General features: G+C 58.9%; 12 protein-coding genes and 5 pseudogenes. 7 read left to right on the forward strand and 10 right to left on the reverse strand.

Features of this window, described 5'->3' with window-relative positions:
- Positions 1 to 180: 180 nt before the first annotated feature.
- The 3 genes and pseudogenes from IVA93_RS39875 to IVA93_RS39880 all read left to right on the forward strand — a co-directional run.
- Positions 181 to 645: pseudogene (locus tag IVA93_RS39875) on the forward strand (IS110 family transposase); the annotation flags it as partial.
- A gap of 62 nt (positions 646 to 707) precedes the next feature.
- Entirely contained in the window at positions 708 to 866 is a 159-nt protein-coding gene (locus tag IVA93_RS41515) for a topoisomerase DNA-binding C4 zinc finger domain-containing protein (protein WP_524536898.1), read from the forward strand.
- A gap of 86 nt (positions 867 to 952) precedes the next feature.
- Positions 953 to 1,273: pseudogene (locus IVA93_RS39880) on the forward strand (transposase family protein); the annotation flags it as partial.
- A gap of 361 nt (positions 1,274 to 1,634) precedes the next feature.
- On the opposite strand, the gene IVA93_RS39885 reads toward IVA93_RS39880, so the two are convergent.
- Together IVA93_RS39885 and IVA93_RS39890 are read right to left on the reverse strand one after the other, a co-directional pair.
- Entirely contained in the window at positions 1,635 to 1,991 is a 357-nt protein-coding gene (locus tag IVA93_RS39885) for a hypothetical protein (RefSeq protein WP_247365861.1), read from the reverse strand.
- A gap of 21 nt (positions 1,992 to 2,012) precedes the next feature.
- The gene (locus tag IVA93_RS39890; RefSeq protein ID WP_247790166.1) at positions 2,013 to 2,300 is read right to left on the reverse strand and encodes a hypothetical protein; all 288 of its coding nucleotides are present in this window, start codon (positions 2,298 to 2,300) and stop codon (positions 2,013 to 2,015) included.
- Between the two features lie 308 nt (positions 2,301 to 2,608).
- On the opposite strand from IVA93_RS39890, the gene IVA93_RS39895 reads away from it, so the two are divergent.
- Both IVA93_RS39895 and IVA93_RS39900 read left to right on the forward strand, forming a co-directional pair.
- Complete coding sequence (locus IVA93_RS39895; RefSeq protein WP_247285483.1) at positions 2,609 to 3,829, forward strand: IS701 family transposase; 1,221 nt, start codon at positions 2,609 to 2,611, stop codon at positions 3,827 to 3,829.
- Between the two features lie 238 nt (positions 3,830 to 4,067).
- Positions 4,068 to 4,828 (forward strand): annotated as a pseudogene (locus IVA93_RS39900) (IS5 family transposase).
- A gap of 182 nt (positions 4,829 to 5,010) precedes the next feature.
- On the opposite strand, the gene IVA93_RS39905 reads toward IVA93_RS39900, so the two are convergent.
- The 8 genes and pseudogenes from IVA93_RS39905 to IVA93_RS39940 form a co-directional block, all read right to left on the reverse strand.
- Positions 5,011 to 6,231 carry an IS701 family transposase gene (locus tag IVA93_RS39905; RefSeq protein WP_247285483.1) on the reverse strand — a complete coding sequence of 407 codons (1,221 nt, stop codon included), beginning with the start codon at positions 6,229 to 6,231 and terminating at the stop codon, positions 5,011 to 5,013.
- Between the two features lie 85 nt (positions 6,232 to 6,316).
- Positions 6,317 to 7,297, reverse strand: a pseudogene (locus IVA93_RS39910) (IS701 family transposase); the annotation flags it as partial.
- An 82-nt stretch (positions 7,298 to 7,379) separates the two neighbouring features.
- Positions 7,380 to 8,951 carry an IS66 family transposase gene (gene tnpC, locus IVA93_RS39915; protein ID WP_247790167.1) on the reverse strand — a complete coding sequence of 524 codons (1,572 nt, stop codon included), beginning with the start codon at positions 8,949 to 8,951 and terminating at the stop codon, positions 7,380 to 7,382.
- Positions 8,952 to 9,003: 52 nt separating this feature from the next.
- On the reverse strand, positions 9,004 to 9,357 hold the full coding sequence (gene tnpB, locus IVA93_RS39920; protein WP_148750250.1) for an IS66 family insertion sequence element accessory protein TnpB: 354 nt from the start codon (positions 9,355 to 9,357) through the stop codon (positions 9,004 to 9,006).
- On the reverse strand, positions 9,338 to 9,811 hold the full coding sequence (gene tnpA, locus IVA93_RS39925) for an IS66-like element accessory protein TnpA (RefSeq protein ID WP_247371484.1): 474 nt from the start codon (positions 9,809 to 9,811) through the stop codon (positions 9,338 to 9,340). Before tnpA ends, tnpB begins: the two co-directional genes overlap by 20 nt.
- 84 nt (positions 9,812 to 9,895) lie before the next feature.
- Positions 9,896 to 10,267: pseudogene (locus IVA93_RS39930) on the reverse strand (transposase); the annotation flags it as partial.
- 198 nt (positions 10,268 to 10,465) lie between these two features.
- Positions 10,466 to 10,795: a P-loop NTPase family protein gene (locus IVA93_RS39935; RefSeq protein WP_247790168.1), complete on the reverse strand. Its 330-nt coding sequence runs from the start codon at positions 10,793 to 10,795 to the stop codon at positions 10,466 to 10,468.
- A gap of 2 nt (positions 10,796 to 10,797) precedes the next feature.
- The gene (locus tag IVA93_RS39940) at positions 10,798 to 11,067 is read right to left on the reverse strand and encodes a ParA family protein (protein ID WP_247790169.1); all 270 of its coding nucleotides are present in this window, start codon (positions 11,065 to 11,067) and stop codon (positions 10,798 to 10,800) included.
- A gap of 364 nt (positions 11,068 to 11,431) precedes the next feature.
- Here IVA93_RS39940 and IVA93_RS39945 point away from each other — a divergent pair, with 364 nt between their 5' ends.
- Both IVA93_RS39945 and IVA93_RS39950 read left to right on the forward strand, forming a co-directional pair.
- On the forward strand, positions 11,432 to 12,388 hold the full coding sequence (locus tag IVA93_RS39945; protein ID WP_247365849.1) for a calcium-binding protein: 957 nt from the start codon (positions 11,432 to 11,434) through the stop codon (positions 12,386 to 12,388).
- A gap of 178 nt (positions 12,389 to 12,566) precedes the next feature.
- Positions 12,567 to 13,220, forward strand: coding sequence for a class I SAM-dependent methyltransferase (locus IVA93_RS39950; protein WP_247365847.1), 654 nt, complete (start codon positions 12,567 to 12,569; stop codon positions 13,218 to 13,220).
- The last annotated feature ends 50 nt before the right edge of the window (positions 13,221 to 13,270 follow it).

The following is a 13,270-nucleotide window of genomic DNA, read 5'->3' on the forward strand; positions in this document are numbered from 1 at the left end:
TAGACTGCGGCCGGAAGGGAGCGGCCGATATGATTTTGGTGGCATGTGACCCCGCTAAAACCCCTGGTCCATGGGCTGTTGCGTACGTGAGAGTGGTGACGCCGTCCCGGCGATCCCGTCTAGGAATCTGAATAAATTGCGCAGCCCAGCCCTTCCGCCGTGTCAGCAGGAGGATTGGAGATGAACCGCAACAAATCGAAATCCAGGGCCGACCGCACGATGCCCATGGTGCACCCGAACGCGGCTGCCATCGACATTGGCGCGACCATGCACATGGCTGCCGTCAGGGCAGATCGCGCACCTGAGCCGGTACGCAGCTTTGGTACCTTCACGGCTGATCTGCATCGGCTGGTCGACTGGTTTACAGAATGCGGCGTCGAGACCGTCGTCATGGAATCGACCAGTGTCTACTGGATCCCGATTTTCGAGCTTCTCGATGCACCGGGGTTCACTGTGTTTCTTGTCAACGCGCGCGATGCCAAGCACGTGCCGGTGCGCAAGACCGATGTCAGCGACGCGCAGTGGCTGCAGCGGCTCCATTCGTTCGGGTTGCTGCGAGCCAGCTTTCGACCCAAAGGGCAGATTGCCGAAGTGCGAGCCTACGTGCGTCAGCGCGAGCGTCTGCTGGAGTATACGACCGGCAACACACCGGGGAACGTGTGCGGACGCTAACCGCGAGCGGGCTGGCGAAATCAGAGTAATGCGCCTTGGCAAAAGACCGGCGCGTCTTTTCGCGCAAGGCCTGTCCCGCCTGCGGGCGATCGATGAGATCGGAACAAATTCGGGGCGACCATCGTGAATTCTGGGGGTGCTCTGGATATCCGGACCACTGCCAAAACACCGAGAATTCTGAGGGATATGTATAGCGTCGGGCACACCGTCGGAAATGCTGAGCCTCTCGGTGCAGCGCACATCGCAGTTTAGCCTCGCCGAGCGAAAACGCATCAACCGCAGCAATGGTCTGCCGATGCGGCTGGATTGGGTCCCGGGGGAGGCCCGCGACGCTCGGTTTGCCGGCTGTCTCGTCTGGAATCAGGATCAATGCTGCTTACAGACCGCGGCTATGACACCGACTGGATCAGGGAGCTTGCCGACGGGCGCGTGGGACAACATCCCGCCGGATCGCGATCGCAGCAGCGATCCGCTCTGCTTCGGCCCTTCGCGCGCAACCGCGTCAAGCGGTTCTTCAACAAATTCACGCAATGTCGTCCCGCGGCGACGCGCTACGACAGGCTCGTCGCCACACTACCTTGCCTTCGTTCAACTCGTGTGAATCAGGCGATTGGCTGCGCCTTTATGAGTCCGCGTCCCAGTCTTACTGCGTCGTTAAAGGACTGACTGTGGAGTGGGCGAACGTGATTGCACAACATTTGACCGATCTTGATCTGAGGCCACCAACATGCATGAATAGATATCTTGCTAGTAGAGGCGCGTACGCTGCGAACCTTCGCGAATAGGGACTTTCGATGGAAGCTCCCCTGTCCAACAATTGAATTCTTCAACGGCACCAAACAGACGTTGGTGCCTCTATCTCAATGCTGACGAATGGGGCCCGAAGGAGCGGAAAGTCCCATGGGATGACGCCTTGGAGCAGTACGAGCAACAATCAAGACGCCGTATTGCGCAGCTTAGCTTTACATTTCTGGATCTGAAATGCGGGTCAGCATCTTCACGTGCGGTCCCGCCCGTTTGAAGACCGGCTGCAAAAAGGCATAGGCCGTCTCGGCGAAACTCGCGCTTATGGTGAGCTTCGTGAGCGCCGCTCGATATGCGGCCTGTAGCGGGCAGCCTTGCCTCTCGACAAGGTGCCAGATGAACTGAGCGACCTGGCGCGCGTACGTGCTCGGATGATCTCGGAGGTTGGGTACGATCTCAAGCCGCATGGTCCCGGCGTCGCGCGTCTCCAGTTCCGTGATATTGGCAAGCCAGATGAAGATTGATGGATCAATGCTCGCGGCATAACCGTCGCGCTTGAGCTGCTGATTGATCATAGAGAACGCGCTGGCTGCTTCTCAGAAGCATTCGCTCAGGATAAAGTTCGCCTGATTCTCCAGCTTGCCCCTCTGGAGATCGTCCAGCAATCTGACTGCCTCGTCAGTGAGCCGCCGCATGTATTGCGGTTGCGGCTGCCCCGCGCTGTCAGCCGGCTCCTTCTGCACGATCAACTCGGCCGCATCCGCGCGGAACCCCGTTGCGGTTTCTTTGAGATCGGTCAAAAGATTGCTATCAAGACCGGAGCCGATGTCTTTCGACGGCGCTTCGCCCCCCACCCGTGTCTCTACGAGATTGGCAATCTTCACCATTATCTCAGTGGTAGTGTCGGAATTTAGGAGTTCGTCCTTCAGCGGCGCCGCATTCCGAGATCCAAGCGCCGCAACGGGACGCGGAGCCGTCGCTTGCCTCCCAAGCCTTGTTTGATCACACGTCTTCTCGCCTGTGTGCTCCGATCGCGGATTGGCTGCAGCAATCCCGCCGGACAACACAAACAGGCCATCCTCAACGGCTCGGCTCGCAGCCGCGGTAAGCTCCACTAGCGAGCGTCGCGCACAGCGCGTCTGACTAGCATTACAGTTGCTTTTGTTGCGGGCTTCTGAATCCATGGGCAACCATGATTCGAATGTCGTGGGCGCGGGCCGCGTCGGTTGAGGCGACGCTTGCGTTGTGGGCGGCGTCGCTTCGAGAGATCAAGCAACGGATACGTCCGTTGTTCACGCAAGAGCGTGTTGCGACGAATGCAGGTCTGTTCCTGGAAGGTCTGCTCGGAGATGAGCAGCGCAAGACCGGTTGGATGCGCGCGGAGGCGGCTGGCGATCCCGGCCCATGGCGGCAGCAGGCGATTCTGGGTCGTGGAGACTGGGACGCTGATGCCCTGCGCGATATCGTGCACGACTATGTCATCGAGCATTTGGCGGATGACGATGCGGTGCTCGTGATCGACGAGACCGGTTTTCTCAAACAGGGCAAAGCGTCATGCGGAGTGGCGCGGCAATACACTGGTTCGGCAGGAAAGATCACGAACTGCCAGATCGGCGTCTTCGCTGCCTACGTTTCGCGTCATGGCCATGCGTTCATCGATCGCGCGTTGTATCTTCCGAAGGAATGGACCGACGATCCAGATCGTCTGGAAGCCACATATGTGCCTGCCGATGTCGGCTTTGCGACCAAACCAAAGCTTGCGACGAGAATGATCGCACGCGCGATAGCCGGGTCTGTACCATTCAAGTGGGTTGCCGGTGATACCGTCTACGGTGTTGGCAACATCGAACAGCAACTACGTCGGGCAGGCAAAGGCTACGTGCTTGGGGTCAGCAGCGCTCATGTGTTTCGATCCTGGGGCAAGCGACCGCCGGTCGCCGGTACGGCTGCAGACCTCGCCCGGACGCGGCGCTCATCCGACTGGAAGCGCCTGTCGGCGGGAGCCGGAACCAAAGGACCGCGGCTGCACGATTGGTGTTATCTCGAATTGGCGGATCTCGAGGCCGAGCAGTCCAACAGTGCAAATGACGGTTTGTGGACACGCGGTCTACTGATCCGTCGTCGCATTGCCGATGATGACCTCGCCTTCTTCACCACCTGGTGCCCAGCGGGAACAGCCATTGAAACGCTGGTCGCGGTCGAAGGCCATCGATGGGCGATCGAGGACAGCTTTGAAACGGCGAAAAACGAGTTCGGGCTCGATCACAACGAGAGCAGATCCTGGCATGGCTGGCACCGTCATGTGTCCTTGGTGATGCTCGCCTTCGCCATGATGGCCGCGATCCGACATCGCGCTAATCCGCCACCGCCCAAAAAAACGAAACGGCGCCCCCCGGCAAAAGCCAAAACATAACCACCCCACCACTGATCCGTTGGTCAATCCAGGAAATCCGCCGCATTGCTATCAGACTTGCGCGGAAGCGGATTCAACCCGCACACATCATCGCATGGTCCTTCTGGCGCAGAGCTCACCAGGCTGCCGCTCAACGCGCCCACTTCAAATCAAAAAAGCAACTGTAATGCTAGGGTCTGTACCTAATTAGCGAGTTCTGATTCCCTGGTGCTAAGTTGATTCGGCACGGGGGACTTCGATGCGCAAAGGACTGTTCTGGCTCAACGACAAGCAGTGGGCTCAGATAGAGCCGCATCTGCCAACGAACCAGACCGGCCCGGCGCGCGAAGACGATCGACGCATTATCAGCGGTATCATTCACATGCTCCAGTGCGGCGCACGCTGGCGCGATTGCCCGTCCGACTATGGCCCTTACACGACGATCTACAATCGGTTCAATCGCTGGGCTAAGCGCGGACATTGGCAGGCGATCTTTGAAGCGCTCGCCCGCTGCGGCAAGGACCGAGTGGCTTTGTCGATCGACTCCACCTCGATCAAAGCGCATCGCTCGGCGAGCGGCGGAAAAGGGGGGAGTGTGAACAGGCGATCGGCCGCTCGCGCGGTGGGCGGACCACGAAAATCCACGCGCTGAGCGACCCTGATTGCAAACCTTGCGCATTTCATCTCACTCCGGGACAAGCCGCAGACATTGCCGCAGGGCCGGCCCTTTTGAAGCTCGCGCCGCCCATGTCTTCCCTCATTGGGGACAAAGGCTACGATGGCGACGGCTTTCGCGCCGAAATCGTCAATCGCGGCGCGAAACCCGTCATTCCAAACAAATCCAACCGGGTAACCCTCCACAGCTTCAGCAAGCGCCTCTATAAAGGGCGCAATGTTATCGAGCGCTGTTTCTGCCGGCTCAAGGATTTCAGGCGTGTTGCTACTCGCTACGACAAACTTGCCAGAAACTTCTTGGCCGCCGTCCACCTCGCCGCTCTCGTCGCTTATTGGATCAATTGAGTCTGAACCCTAGCATTACAGTTGCTTTTTTGATTTGAAGTGGGCGCGTTGAGCGGCAGCCTGGTGAGCTCTGCGCCAGAAGGACCATGCGATGATGTGTGCGGGTTGAATCCGCTTCCGCGCAAGTCTGATAGCAATGCGGCGGATTTCCTGGATTGACCAACGGATCAGTGGTGGGGTGGTTATGTTTTGGCTTTTGCCGGGGGGCGCCGTTTCGTTTTTTTGGGCGGTGGCGGATTAGCGCGATGTCGGATCGCGGCCATCATGGCGAAGGCGAGCATCACCAAGGACACATGACGGTGCCAGCCATGCCAGGATCTGCTCTCGTTGTGATCGAGCCCGAACTCGTTTTTCGCCGTTTCAAAGCTGTCCTCGATCGCCCATCGATGGCCTTCGACCGCGACCAGCGTTTCAATGGCTGTTCCCGCTGGGCACCAGGTGGTGAAGAAGGCGAGGTCATCATCGGCAATGCGACGACGGATCAGTAGACCGCGTGTCCACAAACCGTCATTTGCACTGTTGGACTGCTCGGCCTCGAGATCCGCCAATTCGAGATAACACCAATCGTGCAGCCGCGGTCCTTTGGTTCCGGCTCCCGCCGACAGGCGCTTCCAGTCGGATGAGCGCCGCGTCCGGGCGAGGTCTGCAGCCGTACCGGCGACCGGCGGTCGCTTGCCCCAGGATCGAAACACATGAGCGCTGCTGACCCCAAGCACGTAGCCTTTGCCTGCCCGACGTAGTTGCTGTTCGATGTTGCCAACACCGTAGACGGTATCACCGGCAACCCACTTGAATGGTACAGACCCGGCTATCGCGCGTGCGATCATTCTCGTCGCAAGCTTTGGTTTGGTCGCAAAGCCGACATCGGCAGGCACATATGTGGCTTCCAGACGATCTGGATCGTCGGTCCATTCCTTCGGAAGATACAACGCGCGATCGATGAACGCATGGCCATGACGCGAAACGTAGGCAGCGAAGACGCCGATCTGGCAGTTCGTGATCTTTCCTGCCGAACCAGTGTATTGCCGCGCCACTCCGCATGACGCTTTGCCCTGTTTGAGAAAACCGGTCTCGTCGATCACGAGCACCGCATCGTCATCCGCCAAATGCTCGATGACATAGTCGTGCACGATATCGCGCAGGGCATCAGCGTCCCAGTCTCCACGACCCAGAATCGCCTGCTGCCGCCATGGGCCGGGATCGCCAGCCGCCTCCGCGCGCATCCAACCGGTCTTGCGCTGCTCATCTCCGAGCAGACCTTCCAGGAACAGACCTGCATTCGTCGCAACACGCTCTTGCGTGAACAACGGACGTATCCGTTGCTTGATCTCTCGAAGCGACGCCGCCCACAACGCAAGCGTCGCCTCAACCGACGCGGCCCGCGCCCACGACATTCGAATCATGGTTGCCCATGGATTCAGAAGCCCGCAACAAAAGCAACTGTAATGCTAGCACTACTTTGGCGGAATGTGTTTTCGCCGCTGTTTTTCAAGGATTTTCTTTCGGCAATATGGGCACTGCTGGGGCGGCGGCCGAAGGATGAGATCGACGATGGCGTGACGTACGGCGGGCATAGTCGGTTGAGGCGGAGGCCCGTTGATTCTTTTTTTTTCGCCCCGCGTTTGCGAGGCGACGATGTTGCAGGAAGGCGTAGGCAATCATTGTCATAAGGGCGTGGCGATGAAGACCTTGCCATGATCGCCCTTCGAAGTGATCAAGTCCAAGTTCCTCCTTCAACTGTTGATGCGCCTGCTCACAAATCCACCGTGCCTTGATGGTGGCGGCCAGCGTGCGCAGATCCGTCGTCGCCGGAAGATTGGCGAGATAGTATTTCTTCTCCCCGGAGGCACGTTGCTCGCCAATGAGCCAGGCTTCGTCGCCTGGGAGATGCTGCTGACCTTTATCCCATATCCGCTGCGGAGGGCCGTCGGCGGTGCGGACACGGAGAGCAGCAAATCGGGCTTTGAGCCGACCTTTCGTCCCGCTGCGCCAACTCACGGTTTTCCATTTGGCGCTGGCCAGCATTTGTTCTGCCGCAATCGATAAGATATCGGGCACGTGGTGCTTTCGTGGTTTGCCACGGGCTTTGGTGATCGGCCAAATGAGCTTCACATCGACCGGATACACTTTCTGGTGCCGAGGGATACCGACCGCCCAGGCCAGCCCGCGCTCTGTTAGCCCTTGTCGAAACGGCGCGCTGAGGCCGTATCCTGCATCCGCCAGCACACATCCAAAGCGTATGTTGGCTGCCATCGCGCGGTCAATCTCGGCCAAAGCGATCTCCGGCTTGGACCGCGGCGTTCGGTGTTCGACTGGCACGCGAGCGCGCTTCAAGCGAGGCATGTCACTTGTCCAGCTGTCAGGCAGAAAGAGACGTAACGCGACCATCACGGGCACTTCCCCGCGCGCAAGCGTTAAAGACACCAGCGTTTGGCAATTTGCAGTTTTACCGAGAGCCGACGCGTATTGAGCGTAAGCGCGATTTTCTCCGCACGGTGACGCCCGCGCTTTTGACGGATGGCCTTCGTATCGAGGGCGGCATCTGACCCGTTCAGGCAGCGGCGGTTTTGGGGAAGTTGAAGGGCAGCAGGTCGGTAATATCGGCGTCGCCCGCGCGCTGAGGCAATTCGGTGAGGACGTGGCGCAACCAGGCTAACGGCTCGACGCGTGAGGCGCGGCAGGTCAGCATCAGACTGTAGACGACGGCACTGGCCCTGGCTCCCTCGACGGTGTCGCTGAACAGCCAGCTCTTTCTGCCAGTGGCAAAGATTCTGATATCGCGCTCCAGGAGATTGTTGTCGATCGGCATCCTGCCGTCTTGCGTGTAGCGCGTCAGATATGACCATTGGTTCAGAGTGTAGGATACGGCATCGCCAAGCTTGCTGTCGGGCAAGACCTTCGGGGCGATTTGATCGAGCCATTCCTTGAGGGCGTTCAGGACGGGAATGCTGTGTTGCTGGCGGAAGCGGCGAATGCATTGATCTGGCGTTTCGCCTCTGTCTGGTTTTTCGTCCCGCGCCTGCCTTTCAACCCGGTAAAGCTGTTCGAAGAACCGCAGCGCCTGCTCTGGCGGGCCGCCGCCCTTCTTCCTCGCCTTGAGGGCATCGACAAAGCGCCGTCGGGAGTGGGCCATGCATCCAATGTGGGTGGTCCCTTCCAGCGTGCGCCATGCGGTATAGCCGTCACTCATCACGATGCCACGGTAATCGCCGAGGAAGGCCTGCGGGTGGATCTGGCCGCGGCCCGGCTGATAATCCAGAAGAACGATGGGCTCGTGACTGCCCTGGCCGCTGCGATAAGCCCACATGTACGATGTGCTGGTGGCTTTTTTGTCCTTCTCCTTGAGGACCTGAACCGTCGTCTCGTCGCCATGGATGAGAGGTTGCAGTCTGAGCCGCAGCTTCAGGGCGTCTGAGATGCGATGCAGATGCTTCTCGCTCGAGCCGATCACCCAGTGACCCAAAGCGCCGCGGCTGACAGGAACACCTGCGCGTTCGAAGGCCTGCGCCAGACGGTAGAGCGGCGTGCCATCGACATATTTGTGAACCAGCGCGAACGCCAGCGTTGAGGCCGTGGCAACGCTGCCCGGCAAGGGCTGCGTCGGCATCGGCGCGGTCACGACAGGGGCATTGATCCCGGTGCGATCGCAATGGCGGCACCCATATTTGAAGCGCACATTCTGTAAAACCTTCGCCTTCACCTCGATATGAAGTTGCTCGGTGACAGTCTCGCCCATGCGATGCATCTGGCCACGGCAGCAAGGACACGCCTTCTGATCGTCGGGCAGGTCATACTCGACCCGCTCACGCGGCAGGTTCGCCGGCAGCGGTCTGCGGCCGCGCTTCTTTCCCGTTGTGCTTTCGACGGGTGGCAAGCCCGTGTCCGGAAGTTCGGCGATATTGTCCGTTTCGCTGCCGGCATCATCCTCGTCGGCGGCCTGCTCGGCTTCATTGAACAGACGGTCGACGTGCTTTTCGCTGCGCGGCGCAAAACGATGCAGGCGTGCCAGCGCCAGTTCTTCCTCGAGCCTGACGACGCGCTCCGTGAGCTGACGATTCTCCACCTGCAGCGCAGCAATGCGCGCCAACAGCGCTTCGACACTCGGTTCGCCGGTTCGATTCATCGGATTCTTGAATCTGAACCGTACCGACGCGTCAACCGCTCAAGTCGAGAGCTCAGCCGGCAACCTGATATTGCCGCACCGGATGGCGGACCATCGCATCGATATCGATGCCGTCAAGGATCCAGTGCAATTGCTCGGTCGTCAGCGTGACGACCGCCTCCTGGCGGCGCGGCCATCGGAACTTGTCCTCGGTCAGCCGCTTCAGGACCAGCACAAAGCCGGACCGGTCGAAGAACAGCAACTTCATCCGGTCGCAACGGCGATTGCAGAACGCAAAAACCGCCGGAGCGAACGGATCGAGCGCCATCGTCTCCTGGACCAGAACCGCAAGGCTGTTGATGCCAGCCCGGAAGTCGATCGGCTCACGGTGCAGATAGACCTGCAGGTCACCGCCCAGTCTGAACATGGCCCAGGGCTCCGATGATCGCCGTCAATGCATCCACATCGCCGCATTCCAGCGCGACCTTCACGCCGTTCGGCAGCGACGCGCTCACTTTGGCCGGAGAACAAAAAGCTGTAGTCCCCTTGGGTTCCGACCCGCGCACTTCATCGCAAGCCGCCGGCAAACCCACCATCGCCACGCTGCTCCCCCGCGACAGGGCGCGATCGGAAGCCCCCTCAAGTTGAACCGGGATGAACGCCGATGGGGAAGACCGCGGGAGAGACCTGGTCGCGGTGTGCTTCTTGATCCATTTCCGAAGCAGGTTCGCGTTGACCCCGTGTTCGAGCGCAAGTCTCGATACCGAAACGCCAGGCTCAAGACAACTCGCGACAAGACGCTCCTTCGATGCCGCCTCGTAGCGCCGGCGACCGTTCCGACCAACAAGCCTGACCCGCAGTTTCTGATCATCGTCTGCCATCACAAGGTGTCCACCTAATTTGGTGGACACCTCATGCATCAGAGCACTCAAAAGCAAAAGGTGCCGGGAAATTCGCGCTTACTATTGAGCCGCAACACCGACCGATCGCTCACCCTTTTTCGGAAGTGAGGTGTCATCAATAACCAGCACCGCATCCCTGCCGCCGACAAGTCGGTCCGCCTGGTTGAGCAGCTCTGTCTCTAGCGGCGTCGCGTTCCAGACGCCGTCCGCAATGAAGTGGTGCAACTGGTCGTAGTTGCTCGTGGCAAGGCGTTCCGCCATCGGCTGAACGCTCTTGCGATCGCCAGGACCGATCAATCCCGCAACATATAGAGGACACATCCGCTGTCGGGTCTTATGACCCAGCCGGTCCAAGAACGGCATCAGCCAGCGTTCGAGTTCGTCTTCCCATCCCGGCATGGTCAGCCCTCCAAGAGCCGACCACCCATGAATCATTGAAAAATTGATTCGGGAATCCTATAAATCGCGGCAAAATCACCAATCTGCCAAAGTAGTGCTAGCCTAGCAGGGCACCTTTTTAGTGTGTGGCTCATGACCTAACGACCCCTCGACAAGCTTCTTCAAGACCCAGCGCCACAGCTCGCTCACGAACGTCCTCCGAGGCTCTTCCCTCTTGTGCAAACTCGGTCACGCCTAATCCTGACCCAAGCGCGTCCTGTGGTCATTGCGCTGTCCGACATAGGGAAGCGCAAGCACCCCGAGCGAATTGAGCGATGTTGCAGCTTCACTCAGCGGCAGCCCCCGCGGCGGCGCCTGATTGAGGATGAAAGCGAATCGGCGGTTGAGCTTACGAATAGCAATCAGCGTCCGTATCGCAGCTTCGATGTCGGCCAGGCTCGGGCGCATCGGGATCAGGCAAAGATCGGCCCTCGCAATGGCGAGCACCGCCAGTGCATTGTTCGTGGCGGCAGTACGATGACCGTAAGCGCAAATTGCCTCAGCTTCGAGGCTGACGAGAGCCACTTCTATTTCGGCGGGATCGGAGATCCGAACGACCCGCGGGCGCCGCGCCGCTCTTTCCATTTTGAAATCGTGCCTTGTGGATTCGCCTCAACAATTGCGACGCGCCGCCCGTTCTCCATCGCTGCAACTGCAATTCCAACAGCCAGCGTGCTCTTGCCGCTTCCGCCTTTTTGGGTGACCAGAGCAAGGACATACATATCCTGCGCTTCCCGGTTGACAACGAGATGAACCGCATGAGTCGCCGAAAACGCTGAGCCTACCAATGCGGTCACCTACCACTCCTCATCATGAATCGCATCAAAAGCGAACGTGGAACTCACAACCAAATAGAGGCCCAGCCACGAACGATAAACCGCGCTATACGTTGCCCAATGGCTGCTTAGGCCCCAGTCAACTACCAACCTTGGGAATTGATGGAAAGGATGGTCACATGGCATCCTCTGACCTGCCACTGAGTTTTTCCTCCGGCGGCGGTTAGAGTCTCGGAGTTTAATGTGTGACGGATTTGTTATCTTCGCAATCCTGAGGGGCGACTGACCTGAGGGGCGACTGAATGGTCCTTCTCATCCAGCGTGAAGCACCGCGATGTAATCGGAGCATCGCTTCGTCCCCAATACGAACCGAAAGAGGCGTCCCATGGCTATATCTTACCTGACCAAAACCGAACTGGATCGATCTCTCCATCAAAACGGAAATCACATTGAGGCGAGCGTCAGGTCGGCACTGATCGAATCGTTGGAACGTAGCGGAGTGTATAGCGATCATCCTGGGGATACTTCGAAGGCCGCGTTTCAGTCTGGACCATTCTCGGGGACCGTTCCAACAGGCGTTCAGATCCTCGACATTGCGCAGTCAACCACCGTCGAGACCACGCCCAACCTGAAAGCCATTATTTTCGATGACGCTGGGGGCAAGACGCTCAATGTGATTGGCGGGCATAATGATGTGTTCATCGCGATGGGAAAAGGTTCCGATAGCGTAAACCTTTATGATTATGGGAACGACACGGTCTATGGCGGTAGCGGCAACGACGCGATCCGCGGCGGTCACGGTAACAGCTCACTGTTCGGCGGTGCGGGCAACGACAGTATCTTTGGTGGCAGCGGCAACGACACTTTAGACGGCGGCAGCGGTAACAACTATCTTGAGGCGGGCACCGGCGCTCAGCTGCTCAAAGGCGGCAGCGGCAACAACATTCTGCAAGATCTATCGTCAGGAGGCCACAGCACGCTTTTCGGCGGCAATGGCAACGATACGCTAATTGGCGTCCAGGGCGATGTCTTTGACGGCGGTGACGGCAATGACGTCTTCTGGGTCTACGGCGAGCCAGGAGCGAACTCGACGCTGCTGGGAGGAAACGGCAACGATACATTCCATCTTCAGACCCACACTGGAAATGATACGATTATAGGCGGCGCAGGCTCCGACACCGTGGATTTCGCCGATCGCTCCTCCTTTGAGGTCACCAAGGTCGACGTCGACGAGAAGACACAATCCTACACGCTGCACTTCGGGGACAGCCAGACGGTGGTGGTCAGTGGCGTCGAATATCTTCACTTCACCGATGGAGACGTGCAGCTGCCGACGCTCTGAACCGGCGCCTGCAAGCTGCGCTGAGAAAGCTCCGCTCATGGCGGGGCTTTGCCTTTGAGCTGAGCGCTTTCGCATCTTATGTACGATGTCCTTTCGCTGGTGCCTGTGTTTTGGCTTGCTAATGTTATCATCTGGCCCTCTCACCGCGCCCGGCGCGAGCGCGGATTAGTCTCTCACGATGAAGCGATTGCTCAACGCGGGCTCAGGATCTGGTACGGCACAGCGCATCGCCCGGATGATGCTCAACCATGGTTGGGAAGAGACCCGGTTCGATATCGACCCGAGCGTAAAACCGGATGTGATCGGTTCGATCCTTGAGTTGAGTGGCGCGTTCAAGCCTCAGTCGTTTAACGCGGTGTGGACATCGCACGTGCTCGAGCACCTGTATGCCCACGAGGTCTACCCTACATTGCGGCAGTTCCACCAGATCCTTAAGCCCGATGGTTTCGCCTTGATCATGAGCCCGGATGTGGAATCGATCGCTCAATTCATCGTCGAGCATGGCATTGCCGCGATAGCCTATCATTCGCCGGCGGGGCCGATCAGACCGCTCGACATGCTCTACGGCCATTCGCGCGCGATCGAGGAGGGGCGCGTCCACATGGCCCACCGCACCGGATTTACGGCCGAGCGCCTCGGTAATCTCCTGCTGATGGCCGGGTTTTCGACCGTTTCGGTCAGCACCCAAAATTTCGAGGTTTGTGCGCTCGCGCTGATGCCCGAGGCCGACGGCGAGGCCATCCAGAGGTCTTTGTTAGAATCCGGCTTCAATTTTCAGGAAGCCCAGGCCTGGCATATCTGTGTGGGCGGCCGGCCATTCCTCACAATTTAAACGATGAGTGCTGCTGGCCTTTTTGCCGCGAAATGTTATGCTCACAGTGT

This window comes from Bradyrhizobium sp. 155 (assembly GCF_023101105.1).
GTDB lineage: Bacteria > Pseudomonadota > Alphaproteobacteria > Rhizobiales > Xanthobacteraceae > Bradyrhizobium > Bradyrhizobium canariense_D.

Coding starts and splice junctions, on each gene's coding strand:
- IVA93_RS39885 (WP_247365861.1), bottom strand. CDS start 1,991: ATGATCAATCAGCAGCTCAAGCGCGACGGTTATGCCGCGAGCATTGAT.
- IVA93_RS39895 (WP_247285483.1), top strand. CDS start 2,609: ATGATTCGAATGTCGTGGGCGCGGGCCGCGTCGGTTGAGGCGACGCTT.
- IVA93_RS39905 (WP_247285483.1), bottom strand. CDS start 6,231: ATGATTCGAATGTCGTGGGCGCGGGCCGCGTCGGTTGAGGCGACGCTT.
- tnpC (WP_247790167.1), bottom strand. CDS start 8,951: ATGAATCGAACCGGCGAACCGAGTGTCGAAGCGCTGTTGGCGCGCATT.
- tnpB (WP_148750250.1), bottom strand. CDS start 9,357: ATGTTCAGACTGGGCGGTGACCTGCAGGTCTATCTGCACCGTGAGCCG.
- tnpA (WP_247371484.1), bottom strand. CDS start 9,811: ATGGCAGACGATGATCAGAAACTGCGGGTCAGGCTTGTTGGTCGGAAC.
- IVA93_RS39945 (WP_247365849.1), top strand. CDS start 11,432: ATGGCTATATCTTACCTGACCAAAACCGAACTGGATCGATCTCTCCAT.
- IVA93_RS39950 (WP_247365847.1), top strand. CDS start 12,567: ATGAAGCGATTGCTCAACGCGGGCTCAGGATCTGGTACGGCACAGCGC.